Here is a 13,552-nt window from a genome sequence, read left to right as displayed (position 1 = left end):
GGGCCGCATGAGCAGCAACGGGCTGTACATTCCGCGGGGCTCCACCGCCGACGCCAACTACGCGTTCGACGTGGATCCCAAGCGCGCGGGCTGGGATTACTGCAGCCTGCGCATCGTGGAGCTGGCGCCGGGCGGTACACACACGTTCACCACCGGTGACAGCGAGTGGATCGTGCTTCCGCTGGAAGGCGGATGTACGGTGCAAATGGCGGATGAACAGTTCCAACTCCTGGGCAGGGCAAGCGTTTTCGAGTCGGCCACCGACTTCGCCTACGTTCCCCGTGACGCCCGGGTCCAGATCGCCTCCGGCGCGGGAGGCCGCTTCGCCCTGGCAGGAGCGAAGTGCGAGCGACGACTCCCCGCCCGCTACGGCCCCGCGCCGGAGGTCCCCGTCGAAGAGCGCGGCAGCGGCACGCAGCTGCGGCACGTCCGCAACTTCGCCTCCGCCGACGCCTTCGACTGCGACAAGCTCATCGCCGTCGAGGTGATCACCCCCGGCGGCAACTGGTCGTCCTACCCACCGCACAAGCACGACGAGCACCGGCCCGGCGTGGAAGCGGAGTTGGAGGAGATCTACTACTTCGAGATCGCCGGCCCGAACGGTTTCGGCTATCAGCGCGTATCTCCCTCCCGTGAGGGCGGATCCGACGTCCTCGCCGAGGTCCGCTCCGGCGACGCCGTCCTCGTCCCCGACGGATGGCACGGCCCGTCCATCGCCCAGCCCGGCCACGACATGTACTACCTCAACGTCATGGCGGGACCGGGTGAGACACGGGAGTGGCGGATCTGCTTCCACCCGGACCACACGGAGGGGTACCGATGACGATCCGGCTGACCGTGGCACAGGCGCTGGTCCGCTTCCTGTCCGCCCAGTACACCGAACGCGACGGCGAGCGGAGGCGGTTGATCGGCGCCACCTGGGGCATCTTCGGCCACGGCAACGTGGCCGGCATCGGCCAGGCGCTCCTCGAACACCGCGACGAGATGCCGTACCACCAGGGCCGCAACGAACAGGCCATGGTGCACGCGGCCGTCGGCTACGCGCGTCAATCGGGCCGGCTGTCCACCCACGCGGTGACGACGTCCATCGGCCCCGGCGCCACCAACCTCGTCACCGGCGCCGCCCTCGCGACGATCAACCACCTCCCGGTCCTGCTGCTGCCGGGTGACGTCTTCGCCACCCGCCCCGCCGACCCGGTCCTCCAGCAGCTCGAAGTGCCGTACGCGGGCGATGTGTCGGTCAACGACAGCCTGCGCCCGGTGTCGCGGTACTTCGACCGGATCACCCGGCCGGAAGCCCTGATCCCGTCGGCCCTCAACGCCATGCGGGTGCTCAGCGACCCCGTCGAGACCGGCGCCGTGACCCTCGCCCTCCCGCAGGACGTCCAGGCCGAGGCCCACGACTGGCCCGAGGAGTTCTTCGCCGAGCGGACCTGGGCCGTACGACGTCCCGGTGCCGATCCGACCGAACTCGCCGAAGCCGTCCGGACCATCAGGTCGGCGCGCCGGCCCCTCGTCGTCGCCGGCGGCGGTGTCCACCACAGCCGGGCCGAGCAGGCCCTCGCGGAGTTCGCCGAGACCACCGGCATACCGGTCGCCTCCACCCAGGCCGGCAAGGGCTCCCTGCGGTACGACCATCCCCAGGACGTGGGCGGGATCGGCCACACCGGCACGGCCACCGCCAACGAACTCGCCCGCACGGCCGACCTGGTGATCGGCGTCGGCACCCGCTACACCGACTTCACCACCGCCTCCGGCACCCTCTTCGGCGGCGAGGGCGTCCGCTTCCTCAACCTCAACATCGCGCCCTTCGACGGCCACAAGCTCGCCGGACTGCCGCTGATCGCGGACGCCCGCAGCGGCCTGGAGGAGCTGACCCAGGCCCTGGAGATCCACGACCACCGGGTCGCCGCCTCCTACGTCGCCGAGTACACCGAGGACAAGGAGCGCTGGGAGCAGCGCGTCGACGCCTGCTACGAGGCCGACGAGCCGGACGTACGGCCGACGCAGCCGCAGGTGCTGGGTGCGCTGGACGCGATCGTCGACGAGAGCGACATCGTCATCAACGCGGCCGGCTCCCTCCCCGGCGACCTGCACAAGCTGTGGCGGGCGCGCTCGCGGGACCAGTACCACCTGGAGTACGGATACTCCTGCATGGGCTACGAGATCCCGGCCGCGATCGGCGTGAAGATGGCCGCGCCCGACCGGCCCGTGTGGGCGCTCGTCGGCGACGGCACCTATCTGATGATGCCGACGGAGATCGTGACCGCCGTGCAGGAGGGCGTGGCGATCAAGATCCTGCTGATCCAGAACCACGGGTACGCCTCGATCGGCGGTCTGTCCGAGTCGGTCGGCGGCGAGCGGTTCGGCACCGCCTACCGCTTCCCGTCCGACGACGGCACGTACACGGGGGCGCCGCTGCCCGTGGACCTGGCCGCCAACGCCGCCAGCCTGGGCATGCGCGTCCTGCGCGCGAAGACCGTCTCGGACGTGCGCGAGGCGCTCGCCGAGGCCCGCGCCGCCGACACGCCCACATGTGTCTACGTCGAGACCGAAACGGCAGACACAGTGTCGGGGGCGCCTCCCGCGCAGGCCTGGTGGGATGTACCTGTGGCCGAGACCGCGACCCGACCGTCGGCGGTCAAGGCACGAGAGCTCTACGAACGGCACGTCTCCACCCGACGCCGCCATCTGTGAAGGAGAAACCGGGCATGACGAAGATCGTCAACCACTGGATCGGCGGCAAGACCGTCGAAGGCGCGTCGGGCAACCACGGGCCGGTCACCGACCCGGCCACCGGCGCGGTCACCACGAAGGTCGCCTTCGCCTCCGTCGAGGAGGTCGACGCGGCGGTCGCGGCCGCCAAGGACGCCTACGCGACCTGGGGCCAGTCCTCGCTGGCCAGGCGCACGGAGATCCTGTTCAAGTTCCGTGCGCTGCTGGACGCCAACCGGGACGCGATCGCCGAGCTGATCACCGCCGAGCACGGCAAGGTCCACTCCGACGCGCTCGGCGAGGTCGCTCGGGGTCTGGAGATCGTCGACCTGGCCTGCGGCATCAGCGTGCAGCTCAAGGGTGAGCTGTCGACGCAGGTCGCCACCCGGGTCGACGTGGCCTCGATCCGCCAGCCGCTGGGTGTCGTCGCGGGCATCACGCCGTTCAACTTCCCGGCGATGGTCCCGATGTGGATGTTCCCGATCGCCATCGCGTGCGGCAACACCTTCGTGCTGAAGCCGTCCGAGAAGGACCCCTCGGCCTCCATCAAGATCGCCGAGCTGCTGGCCGAGGCCGGCCTGCCGGACGGTGTCTTCAACGTCGTCCACGGCGACAAGGTGGCCGTCGACCGGCTCCTGGAGCACCCGGACGTCAAGGCCGTCTCCTTTGTCGGCTCGACCCCGATCGCCCGCTACATCCACACCACCGCCTCCGCCAACGGCAAGCGTGTGCAGGCCCTGGGCGGCGCCAAGAACCACATGCTGGTCCTCCCGGACGCCGACCTGGACGCGGCGGCCGACGCGGCCGTGTCCGCCGCCTACGGCTCGGCGGGCGAGCGCTGCATGGCCATCTCCGCGGTCGTGGCGGTCGGCGCGATCGGCGACGAGCTGGTGGAGAAGATCCGCGAGCGCGCCGAGAAGATCAAGATCGGCCCCGGCAACGACCCCACCTCCGAGATGGGCCCGCTGATCACCGCCGCCCACCGCGACAAGGTGGCCTCCTACGTCTCCGGCGCAGCCGCCGAGGGCTGCGAGGTCGTCCTCGACGGCACCGGCCACACCGTGGACGGTTTCGAGGACGGCCACTGGATCGGCATCTCCCTGCTCGACAAGGTGCCGACCACCGCCAAGGCCTACCAGGACGAGATCTTCGGCCCCGTGCTGACCGTGCTGCGCGTGGACACCTACGAGGACGGCGTGGCCCTCATCAACGCCTCCCCGTTCGGCAACGGCACCGCGATCTTCACCCGGGACGGCGGCGCCGCCCGCCGCTTCCAGCTGGAGATCGAGGCCGGCATGGTCGGCGTCAACGTCCCGATCCCGGTCCCCGTCGGCTACCACAGCTTCGGCGGCTGGAAGGACTCCCTCTTCGGCGACCACCACATCTACGGCAACGACGGCACGCACTTCTACACCCGAGGCAAGGTCGTCACCACCCGCTGGCCCGACCCCTCCGAGGCCCCGGCGGGCGTCGACCTGGGCTTCCCCCGCAACCACTGACGACGCCGTCCGGCACCCCGGGCCCGGGATCAGCCCTGCTGCTCCCGGGCCTTCTTCATCCGCTCGGTGAGATCCCCGGTCTGCGCAGCGGGTGGGGCCAGGCGGCGCCGTTCACCATCAGCACCCGGGTCGTCGGGGAGGCGTGCAGTTGCTGTATCTGCGCGGCCCTGGTGTCCATCTCGACGTCGAAGGCCAGCCCGTGGCCCGGGATAGCACGGCCGGCCATGATCTTGTCCGCGTTGTTCACCGCCTGGGCCGCCGTCTTCGTGCCCTCGGCCCCGCACGCGGACGTCGCGACCGTCGCCCGCCCCGAAGAACCCCACCCCGGCCGCCCCGTGTCCCCACGTTTTTTCGCCGCGGCCCTGCGGTTCCCGTACGGCTCAATACAGCGGAAGCGGCGGCAACAAAGTGCCGTATACGCGCGTCCGAAGGCTTTCGATCTACGAATTCCGTAGGTAAACACCTATTGACGCCTCGGTTTTCGTCGGGGTTCCATGCAGCATCACCGCAGCCGCCGGAGGCATCCGCACGAGTCGATCGGAATCCGCCGTATGACCGACACGCTCCGCCCTGTCGACACCGCCGTCCCCGAGGCGACGGGCACCGGCCCCAAGGCGCTCAAGCGCTCCCTCGGGGTCGTCGGCGGAACCCTCCTCACCCTTTCCTGCGTCACCCCGGCCTCCACGCTGTTCGTGGTCGTGCCGGACCTCTTCGGCTCGCTCGGCACCGCCACCGCCCTGACGATCGCCATCGGCTCCCTCCTCTGTATCGCCGTGGCGTTCTGCTACTCCGAGCTGGGCACCCTCATCCCCAGCGCGGGCGGCGAGTACGCCATGGTCTCCACGATGGCGGGCCGGCTCGCGGGCTGGCTGGTCTTCGTCCTCTCCCTGCTGGTCGTCATGATCGTGCCGCCGGTGATCGCTATGGGCACGGCCGACTACCTCGCCCCGGTCGTCCACCTCGACCCCGCCATGACCGGCGCCGGCGTGATGCTCCTGGCCACCCTCGCGGGCCTGCTCGACCTGCGCGCCAACGCCTGGATCACCGGCATCTTCCTGGTCCTTGAGGTCATCGCGGCCGGCGTCGTCGCCCTGCTGGGCTTCACCCACAGCCACCGCGGCCTCGGCAGCCTCACCTCGATGCAGGTGACGGGCGCGCACGGTCACACGGACACGGTGACCGCCATGCTGGTGGTCTCGGGGCTGGCCATCGCCCTCTTCGTCACCCAGGGCTTCTCGACGGCCGTCTACCTCTCCGAGGAGCTGGAGCACCCGCGCCGCAACGTCGCCCGCACCGTCCTGGCCACCCTCGCCATCTCGACGGTGATCATCCTGGTGCCGGTGGTGGCGATCACCCTGGGCGCCTCGGACCTCTCCGAGCTGACCGGCGGCGACATCAGCTCCATGGTCACCGCCTGGTCCGACTCCGCGGTCGGCACCTTCGTCAGCCTCTGCGTGGCCCTCGCGATCATCAACGCGGGCATCGTCATGGTCATCCAGAACTCCCGCGTCCTGTTCGCCTCGGCCCGCGACAAGGCCTGGCCCCAGCCGGTCAACGACGTCTTCGCCAAGCTCGGCCGCTTCGGCTCCCCCTGGGTCGCCACGCTCGCCGTCGGCGTCCCCGGCGCCCTGCTCTGCTTCGTCAACCTGGACACCCTGTACGGCGTCACGGGCGTCTCGGTGACCGGCATGTACCTCCTGGTCGCGGTGGCCGCGCTGCTCTCGCGCCGCGGCGCCCACCGGCACACCCCGGCCTGGCGCATGCCCCTGTGGCCCGCGATGCCGGTCCTCCTCATCGCGGTCCTCGCCTACATCCTCACCCAGCAGGAGACGACCTACCTGCTCTGGACGGGCGGCATCACGGCGGCGGCGACCCTGTACTGGGCCCTGTACCTCCGCCCCCGCAAGGACACGAGGTGGCTCGTATCAATCCCGGAGGACGCCCGGGCATAGCCTTTCCTACCGCACCTGGTGTACGTACCGGGTGGGCCGTACGTCCGTGGGATGGCCGGGGGTTCACCCCGGGGTCTGCCTTCATTGTCGGCGGCGCCCTTTACGGTTGACGCATGGATCTTCGACTGCCCCGCCCGCGAGGGCTGCTGCGGAGGCCCCGACGGCTGCTGGCCGCCGGGGCCGCCGTCGTCGTACTCGCGGGCGCGGGAACGTGGACGGCCGTCGCCTCGGACAGCAAGCCCGCGGTGCACGAGACCGACCGCATCATGGCCATCGACGGTGTCCGCATCGACACCTCGTACTTCACGTCCGGTCCCGCCGGCCGCAGGCCCGCCGTGCTGCTGGCCCACGGCTTCGGGGGCAGCAAGCAGGACGTACGGCAGCAGGCGGAGGACCTCGCCAGAGACGGCTACGCGGTACTGACCTGGTCCGCCCGGGGCTTCGGCAGGTCCACGGGCAACATCGGCCTCAACGACCCCAAGGGCGAGGTCGAGGACGTCTCCCAGCTCGTCGACTGGCTGGCCAAGCAGCCCCAGGTCCAGCTCGACAAGCCCGGCGACCCGCGCGTGGGCGTCGCCGGTGCCTCGTACGGCGGCGCGATCTCCCTGCTCGCCGCCGGTTACGACCAGCGCGTGGACGCCATCGCCCCGGCGATCACCTACTGGAACCTCGCGGACGCCCTGTTCCCGAACGGCGTCTTCAAGAAGCTGTGGGCCGGCATCTTCGTCAACTCCGGCGGCGGCTGCGAGAAGTTCGAGCCGCAGCTGTGCCGGATGTACGAGCGGGTCGCCGAGTCGGGCAGGCCCGACGCCCAGGCCCGCGAGCTGCTCCAGGCCCGTTCCCCCTCCGCCGTCGGCAGCCGCATCAAGGTGCCCACCCTGCTGATGCAGGGCCAGACCGACTCCCTCTTCCCGCTCGGCCAGGCGGACGCCGCCGCGAAGGCGATCCGCGCCAACGGCGCACCGGTGGACGTCGACTGGATCGCCGGCGGACACGACGGCGGCGACATGGAGACCGGGCGGACGCAGTCACGCGTGCGTGCCTGGTTCGACCGGTACCTCAAGGACGACAAGGGCACCGACACCGGCCCGGCCTTCCGCGTCACCCGCACCGGAGGCGTCGACTCCACCAGCGGCGCGGCCCAGTTGCGCGGCGCCACCGACACCACCTACCCGGGCCTGGAGAGCGGGCGGCGCCCGGTCGTCCTGCGCGGCACCCAGCAGCGCTTCGACAACCCGCCCGGCGCCACCCCGCCCGGGGTCTCGGCGCTGCCCGGCCTCGGCGGCGCGGGCGGCCTCGCCCAGCTGTCCTCGCTCGGCGTCGGCGTCTCGCTGGACTTCCCCGGCCAGTACGCCCGGTTCGAGTCGGCGCCGCTCAGCACCGGCCTGCGCGTCACAGGATCGCCGACCGTCACCGTGCACGTGACGTCGACGAGCGACGACGCCGTGCTCTTCGCGAAGGTGTACGACGTTGGGCTCGGCGGCGGCACCCCCGTGCTGCCCTCCCAGCTGGTGACGCCTGTCCGCGTCGAGGGCGCCAAGGCCGGCCAGGACGTCACGATCACCCTCCCGGCGATCGACCACGAGGTCGAGCAGGGCCACCGGCTGCGCCTGGTCCTCGCCTCCACCGACCTCGGCTACGCCTCCCCGACCGCCCCGGCGACGTACACCGTCTCGCTGAAGGGCGACCTCACGGTGCCCACGGCCCCCGGTGTGACGACCGCCGCCGCCCCGCTGCCGTCCTGGGTGTGGTGGCTGCCGCTGGCCGGCGCGGTCATCGCCCTGGCCCTGCTCCTGACGAGCCGTCGCCGCACGACCGCGGCACCGCCGCCCGACCCCGGCCTCGCCGAGATCCCGCTGCAGATCACCGGCCTCAGCAAGCGGTACGCCCGCTCCGCCGACCGGTACGCGGTGCGGGAGGTGACCTTCCGCGTCGAGAAGGGCCAGGTCCTCGGCCTGCTGGGGCCGAACGGCGCGGGCAAGACGACCACCCTGCGCATGCTGATGGGCCTGATCAAGCCGGACGCCGGCGAGATCCGCGTCTTCGGCCACGCCATCCGCCCCGGCGCCCCGGTCCTCTCCCGGGTCGGCGCCTTCGTGGAGGGCGCGGGCTTCCTGCCGCACCTCTCCGGCCGGGAGAACCTGGAGCTGTACTGGCGGGCCACGGGCCGCCCGCCCGAGGACGCCCATCTGGAGGAGGCCCTGGAGATCGCCGGGCTCGGCGACGCGCTCGCCCGGGCCGTGCGCACCTACTCCCAGGGCATGCGCCAGCGCCTGGCCATCGCCCAGGCCATGCTGGGCCTGCCGGACCTGCTCATCCTCGACGAACCGACCAACGGCCTGGACCCGCCGCAGATCCGCGAGATGCGGGAGGTGATGATCCGCTACGCGGCCGCCGGCCGTACGGTCATCGTCTCCAGCCACCTCCTCGCGGAGGTCGAGCAGTCCTGCACGCACCTCGTCGTCATGGACCGCGGCCGGCTCGTCCAGGCGGGACCGGTCGGGGAGATCATCGGCTCGGGCGACACCCTGCTCGTGGGCACCGCCGCGCCCGTGGAGGAGCCGGTCGTCGAGAAGGTCGCCACCCTGCCGGGCGTCGCCTCCGCGGTGCCCGCCGACGGCGGCCTCCTGGTCCGGCTCGACCCCGGCGGCAGCGCGCAGCGCCTGGTCGTCGAGCTCGTACGGCTCGAAGTGCCCGTCCGGTCGGTGGGCCCGCACCGCCGCCTGGAGGATGCCTTCCTCACTCTGATCGGAGGTTCCGCATGAGCACGCTCGTCGAGCGCACCGAGACCGCCTCCGGTTACCGGGCCGGCCGCACCCTGCCCCTGCGGGTCGAGCTGGTACGGCAGTTGAAGCGCCGCCGCACGCTCGTCATGGGCGCGATCCTCGCCGCGCTGCCGTTCGTGCTGCTGATCGCCTTCGCGATCGGCAACCCGAGCGAGCGCAACGGCCAGGTGACGCTGATGGACACGGCGACGGCGTCCGGCGCCAACTTCGCCGCCGTCAACCTGTTCGTGTCGGCCGGCTTCCTGCTGGTCATCCCGGTCGCCCTGTTCTGCGGGGACACGGTCGCCTCGGAGGCCGGCTGGTCCTCCCTGCGCTATCTGCTGGCCGCACCCGTGCCGCGCGCCCGCCTGCTGTGGTCCAAGCTCGTCGTCGGACTCGGCCTCAGCCTCGCCGCGATGATCCTGCTGCCGGTGGTCGCCCTGGCCGTCGGCACGGCCGGCTACGGCTGGGGCCCGCTGCAGATACCCACCGGCGGCGCGCTGGACACCGGCACGGCCACGCAGCGACTGCTGGTGGTGGTGGCGTACATCTTCGTGTCCCAACTGGTCACCGCGGGACTGGCGTTCTGGCTGTCGACCAAGACCGACGCACCGCTCGGCGCGGTCGGCGGCGCGGTCGGCCTGACCATCGTCGGCAACGTCCTGGACGCCGTGACCGCCCTCGGTCACTGGCGGGACTTCCTGCCCGCGCACTGGCAGTTCGCGTGGGCGGACGCCGTCCAGCCGCATCCTGAGTGGTCCGGCATGATCCAGGGCACGGCGATTTCCATAACGTACGCGCTCGTCCTGTTCGCCCTGGCCTTCCGCGGTTTCGCCCGCAAGGACGTGGTCTCCTAGGTCAACGGAGGGTCACCCACCGGTCTCGGCGGGCCATGATCGTGGCCGCTTCGAGATCCATCCGCAACGGTTCGTCACGCACGTTCCGACCCCCTCCGCCGTCACAGTCACAGACGGCGACGCCAACACGGCCGTTCGAACCACCGGTCAATCGGCAGAGGGGGCACGGAAGATGGAGCAGCGGTACCCAGCACCAGGGCCCGGCACGGCACACCGTCGTACCCGACGGCTGCGCATCGCCCTGCTCGCCCTCGCGGCGACGGGCGGCCTGCTGCTCACGGCGTGCAGCGCGGGCCAGGACAGCAACACCACGTCGGCGGACCGCCCGAACCGCACCGGCGGCCTCCCGGCCCCGGCCGGCTCGGCGGCGGCCGGGGAGCAGCGCGGAGTGAGCCCGGACGACAGCCCGTCCGCCGACCACCTCTCCACCTTCGCCCTCGACGTCGACACCGCCTCCTACGGCTACGCCCGCCGGGTTCTCGCCGACGGCCGGCTGCCGGACCCCTCGCAGGTGCGCCCCGAGGAGTTCGTCAACAGCTTCCGTCAGGACTACGACCGCCCCGACGGCAACGGCTTCTCGGTCACCGTCGACGGGGCCCGCACCGACAGCGCCGCCTGGTCCCTGGTCCGCGTCGGCCTCGCCACCCGCGCCGCCGACTCCGGCGAACGCCCGCCCGCCGCGCTCACGTTCGTCGTCGACGTCTCGGGCTCCATGGGTGAGCCCGGCCGCCTCGACCTGGCGAAGAAGTCCCTCGACACGATGACCGACCAGCTCGGCGACGACGACTCGGTCGCCCTGGTCACCTTCAGCGACGAGGCGCGGACCGTCCTGCCGATGACCCGCCTCGGCGGCCACCGCGGCAGGGTCCACGACGCCGTCGACGACCTCGAGACCGAGGACTCCACCAACCTCGGCGCGGGCGTCGAGAAGGGCTACGCCACCGCCACCGACGGCCTGCGCGAGGGCGCCACCAACCGGGTCGTACTGATCTCCGACGGTCTCGCCAACACCGGCGACACGCACGCCGACTCCATCCTCGAACGCGTCTCCCGCGAACGCCGCGACCACGGCATCACCCTCTTCGGGGTCGGCGTCGGCAGCGACTACGGCGACGCCCTGATGGAACGCCTCGCCGACAAGGGCGACGGCCACACCGCCTACGTCTCCGGCGACGACGACGCCCGCAAGGTCTTCGTCGACCAGCTCCCGCAGAACATCGAGCTCACTGCCCGGGACGCCAAGGCCCAGGTCGCCTTCGACCCGGAGACCGTCGCCGAGTTCCACCTCGTCGGCTACGACGACCGCAAGGTCGCCGACGAGGACTTCCGCGACGACAATGTCGACGGCGGCGAGGTCGGCCCCGGCCACACCGTCACCGCCCTGTACGCCGTGCGCACCAAGCCCGGCGCCGACGGCCACCTCGCCACCGCCAGCGTCCGCTGGCTCGACCCGAAGTCCCGCGCCCCGCACGAGGAGTCCGGCCAGCTGGAGACCGACGCCCTGCACGACGACGTGTGGAGCGCCCCCAGCCGCTTCCAGGTCACCGCGATCGCCGCCTACTTCGCCGACACCCTGCGCACCCGCGCGTCCGAGGCCGACGACGTCGGCTCCCTCCCCGGCAACCCCGGCCTCGGCGAACTCGGCGAGCGGGCCCACGCGTTGGCGAAGAAGACCGAAGACCAGGACGTCGACCGGCTGGCGGAGGCGATCGACGAGGCGAGCCTCATGAAATGATCCGGCCCCATTGACTCCTTCTTACTTGCGGGTAAGTTGTGCTCCCAGTTCGAGCCGACCGGGAGCCGCCATGGGCGTACGCAAGGATCTGAAGCGGGCGAAACAGCGCGGTGACCTGGCCGCGCGCACCAGGGTCGAGGTCGTCAGGGACGCGTCCGGCGCGGTGCGCGAGGCCCGCACCGCGCCGATGGCGAAGACCCCCACCACCCGCAGCACCGCCGACCTGCCCTACACCAACGCGGCCGAGGCCCCGGATGCCGTGATCCTGCGCCGCAGGCTGCACGGCACCTGGCAGCCGGTCACCGCGGCCGCCTTCGCCCGCGAAGTGAGCGCCGTAGCCAAGGGGTTGATCGCGGCCGGCCTCGAACCGGGCGGCCGGGTCGCGGTGATGTCCCGCACCCGCTACGAGTGGACGGTCCTCGACTTCGCCATCTGGGCGGCCGGCGGCCAGACCGTCCCGGTCTACGCCACCTCCTCCGCCGAGCAGGTCGAGTGGATCGTCCGCGACTCCGGCGCCCGCTTCGTCGTCACCGAGTCCGCCGACAACACCGCCACGGTGACGACCGGAACCGCCGGCCACCCGACCCCGCCCCGCACCTGGGAGTTGGACGAAGACGCGCTCACCGAGCTCACCGTCCTCGGCCGGGACGTCCCCGACGAGGAGGTCACCAAGCGCCGTACCGCCCTGACGCCCGGCACGATCGCGACGATCTGCTACACCTCCGGCACCACCGGCCGGCCCAAGGGCTGTGTGCTCACCCACGCCAACCTGCACGCCGAGGCCGCCAACACGGTCGAGCTGCTGCACCCCGTCTTCAAGGAGGTCACCCGTCAGCAGGCCTCCACCCTCCTTTTCCTCCCGCTCGCCCACATCCTCGGCCGCACCCTGCAGATCGCCTGTCTGATGGCCCGCATCGAGATCGGCCACTGCCCCAGCATCAAGCCCGACGAACTCCGGCCCGCTCTCAAGGAGTTCCGCCCCACCTTCCTGGTCGGTGTGCCGTATCTCTTCGAGAAGATCCACGACACCGGCCGCGCCACCGCCGAGAAGGTCGGCCGGGGCGCCTCCTTCGACCGCGCCGACCGTGTCGGCGTCCGCTTCGGAGCGGCGTACCTCGACAAGTTCCTCGACCGGGGCAAGGGCCCGGGCCCCGCCCTGTACGCCGCCTGGGCCCTCTACGACCTGCTGGTCTACCGCCGCGTCCGCAAGGAACTCGGCGGCCGCATGCGCTACGCCATCAGCGGCGGCTCCCCGCTCGACCGCAACCTCAACCTCTTCTTCTACGCAGCCGGGATCATCGTCTACGAGGGCTACGGCCTGACCGAGACCAGCGCGGCCGCCACCATCGTGCCCCCGCTCAGGCCCCGCCCGGGCACCGTCGGCCAGCCCGTCCCCGGCACCGCGGTGCGCATCGCCGACGACGGCGAGGTCCTGATCAAGGGCGGCATCGTCTTCGGCGCCTACTGGAACAACCCGGCGGCCACGGACGCCGTGCTCCAGGACGAGTGGTTCGCCACCGGCGACCTCGGCGCGCTCGACGAGGACGGCTATCTCACCATCACCGGCCGCAAGAAGGACATCCTCGTCACCTCGGGCGGCAAGAACGTCTCCCCGGCCGTCCTGGAGGACCGGCTGCGCAGCCGCCCGCCGATCGGCCAGTGCGTCGTCGTCGGCGACAACCGTCCCTTCGTCGCCGCCCTGATCACCCTCGAACCCGAGGCGGTCGCCCACTGGCTGTCCGTTCGCGGGCTGCCCGCCGACACCCCGATGTCCGAGGTGATAGGCGACCCCCGGATGCGCGCCGACGTCCAGCGGGCCGTCGACTACGCCAACGAGGCCGTCTCGCGCGCCGAGTCGATCCGCGCCTTCAGGCTGGTCGAGGGCGAGTTCAACGAGGAGAACGGCCTGCTCACCCCGTCCCTGAAGGTCAAGCGGCACGCCGTGCGGGCCGCGTACGCGGACGAGATCGAGGCGCTGTACGCCAAGTAGCCGCCCGGGCACACGAAAGCGGGCCGCCGATGTGCTCGG

Annotated in this window: 9 protein-coding genes; 8 read left to right on the top strand and 1 reads right to left on the bottom strand. The window is 71.6% G+C overall.

Annotated elements, in window-relative coordinates; translation table 11 throughout:
• Positions 1-7: 7 nt before the first annotated feature.
• Genes iolB through mmsA form a run of 3 tightly spaced genes read left to right on the top strand, consistent with a single transcriptional unit; the run spans position 8 to position 4,214 of the window.
• Positions 8-823, top strand: a complete 816-nt coding sequence (gene iolB, locus ABZZ74_RS20515) for a 5-deoxy-glucuronate isomerase (protein ID WP_356766831.1) — start codon at positions 8-10, stop codon at positions 821-823.
• Positions 820-2,697 carry a 3D-(3,5/4)-trihydroxycyclohexane-1,2-dione acylhydrolase (decyclizing) gene (gene iolD, locus ABZZ74_RS20510; RefSeq protein WP_356766829.1) on the top strand — a complete coding sequence of 626 codons (1,878 nt, stop codon included), beginning with the start codon at positions 820-822 and terminating at the stop codon, positions 2,695-2,697. The genes iolB and iolD overlap by 4 nt, the downstream gene beginning before the upstream one ends.
• 14 nt (positions 2,698-2,711) lie before the next feature.
• Positions 2,712-4,214: a CoA-acylating methylmalonate-semialdehyde dehydrogenase gene (mmsA, locus tag ABZZ74_RS20505; protein ID WP_356766827.1), complete on the top strand. Its 1,503-nt coding sequence runs from the start codon at positions 2,712-2,714 to the stop codon at positions 4,212-4,214.
• A gap of 55 nt (positions 4,215-4,269) precedes the next feature.
• Here mmsA and ABZZ74_RS20500 read toward each other — a convergent pair whose 3' ends face one another.
• A complete protein-coding gene (locus tag ABZZ74_RS20500) occupies positions 4,270-4,440 on the bottom strand; it encodes a hypothetical protein (RefSeq protein ID WP_356766825.1) in 171 nt (56 codons plus the stop codon).
• A gap of 325 nt (positions 4,441-4,765) precedes the next feature.
• Here ABZZ74_RS20500 and ABZZ74_RS20495 point away from each other — a divergent pair, with 325 nt between their 5' ends.
• From ABZZ74_RS20495 to ABZZ74_RS20475, 5 genes are all read left to right on the top strand, one after another.
• Complete coding sequence (locus ABZZ74_RS20495) at positions 4,766-6,166, top strand: APC family permease (RefSeq protein WP_356766823.1); 1,401 nt, start codon at positions 4,766-4,768, stop codon at positions 6,164-6,166.
• Between the two features lie 113 nt (positions 6,167-6,279).
• Positions 6,280-8,931 carry a CocE/NonD family hydrolase gene (locus ABZZ74_RS20490; RefSeq protein ID WP_356766821.1) on the top strand — a complete coding sequence of 884 codons (2,652 nt, stop codon included), beginning with the start codon at positions 6,280-6,282 and terminating at the stop codon, positions 8,929-8,931.
• Positions 8,928-9,788, top strand: a complete 861-nt coding sequence (locus tag ABZZ74_RS20485; protein ID WP_356766819.1) for an ABC transporter permease — start codon at positions 8,928-8,930, stop codon at positions 9,786-9,788. The genes ABZZ74_RS20490 and ABZZ74_RS20485 overlap by 4 nt, the downstream gene beginning before the upstream one ends.
• A gap of 172 nt (positions 9,789-9,960) precedes the next feature.
• On the top strand, positions 9,961-11,523 hold the full coding sequence (locus ABZZ74_RS20480) for a von Willebrand factor type A domain-containing protein (protein ID WP_356766817.1): 1,563 nt from the start codon (positions 9,961-9,963) through the stop codon (positions 11,521-11,523).
• Between the two features lie 70 nt (positions 11,524-11,593).
• Positions 11,594-13,513, top strand: coding sequence for an AMP-dependent synthetase/ligase (locus ABZZ74_RS20475; RefSeq protein ID WP_356766815.1), 1,920 nt, complete (start codon positions 11,594-11,596; stop codon positions 13,511-13,513).
• The last annotated feature ends 39 nt before the right edge of the window (positions 13,514-13,552 follow it).

Source organism: Streptomyces sp. NPDC006476 (genome assembly GCF_040612015.1).
Classification (GTDB): domain Bacteria; phylum Actinomycetota; class Actinomycetes; order Streptomycetales; family Streptomycetaceae; genus Streptomyces; species Streptomyces griseorubiginosus_B.
Note: the sequence above shows the minus strand (reverse complement) of the source record. Positions and strands in the feature narration are given on the sequence as shown.